The sequence below is a fragment of the Streptomyces sp. NPDC045287 genome (assembly GCF_056432325.1).
Map to the genome: position 1 here is coordinate 1 of NZ_JBWKJG010000055.1, position 1,009 is coordinate 1,009.

Below are 1,009 nucleotides of genomic sequence, written 5' to 3' on the forward strand. Positions count from 1 at the left end.
CGCCGAGGCCCACGCCAAGGCCCTCGCCGAGACCGGCCTGCCCGAGCCCGTCGTGGAGATGCTCCTCGCGATCGACGCCGGCACCGCCGACGGCCAGCTGGCCAGCACCACCGGCAACCTCTCCCGCCTCATCGGACGGCCCACCACCCCGCCGCGCGAGACCCTCACCGCCGCACTCGCCAACTGAACCAGCCGCACACGCCGTTCTTCACGGGCGGCCGGTCACGCGCCGCCGCCTCCCTCCGCCGCTCGTCCCCCTCTCAAGGAGATCCCCATGTCCACCACGCCTTCCTCCGCCACCACCGCACCGGCCCAGTCCATACCTTCCGGGCCCAGCCGAGCCGCCGCCACGGGATGGCTGATCGGGGGCATCGTGGCCGCGAGCATCGCCAACGCGGTGATCGCCCTGATCGCCCTGGCGGCGGGGGCCTCGGAGGACTTCCAGCCCCTCCAGCCCGGGGCGTACGTCTCCTTCACCGTCATAGGCGTACTCATCGGCGCGGCCGGCTGGGCGGTCGTCCGCCGGCGCTCGGCGGATCCGCGCGCCTTGCTGTCCTGGCTGGTCCCCGCCGTCGTGATCGTCTCCCTCGTCCCCGACCTGGCGATGTTCGTCAGCGACTACAAGCCGCACGCGGACGCCGCGGGGATCATCGCCCTGATGCTCATGCACGTCGCAGTCGCCGCGGTGGCCGTCGCCGCCTACCTGCGCGCATTGCCCCTGAACGACACGCCCCGCAGCTGACCTGGGTCACCCGCTTTGCGGCCCGTCCGCGGCAAGCTCCGGAGCCGAGCCGCCCAGCCCAAACCGGGAGGTCACCATGCAGAAGGAAACAGCCGACCTTGGGCTTGAAGCGTCAAGTTACCGTGAGGGTATGAACACCGACGAGCCCCGCTGGCTGGACGACGAGGAACAGCAGACCTGGCTCGCCATGGTCAGCATGCTGGTCAGCCTCCCGGCCGCCCTGGACGCCCAGCTGCAGCGCGACGCCGGCATCTCCCACTTCGAGTA

1 protein-coding gene and 1 pseudogene are annotated in these 1,009 nt (G+C 71.6%); both read left to right on the forward strand.

What is annotated here, in order from left to right; genetic code table 11:
• Nucleotides 1–187, forward strand: a pseudogene (locus tag AC07D6_RS33540) (KR domain-containing protein); the annotation flags it as partial.
• 87 nt (nt 188–274) lie between these two features.
• On the forward strand, nt 275–742 hold the full coding sequence (locus AC07D6_RS33545; protein WP_479050744.1) for a DUF6069 family protein: 468 nt from the start codon (nt 275–277) through the stop codon (nt 740–742).
• The last annotated feature ends 267 nt before the right edge of the window (nt 743–1,009 follow it).

Bases quoted from the DNA above. Each gene is read 5' to 3' on its own strand.
- AC07D6_RS33545 (WP_479050744.1), top strand. From the start codon at position 275: ATGTCCACCACGCCTTCCTCCGCCACCACCGCACCGGCCCAGTCCATA.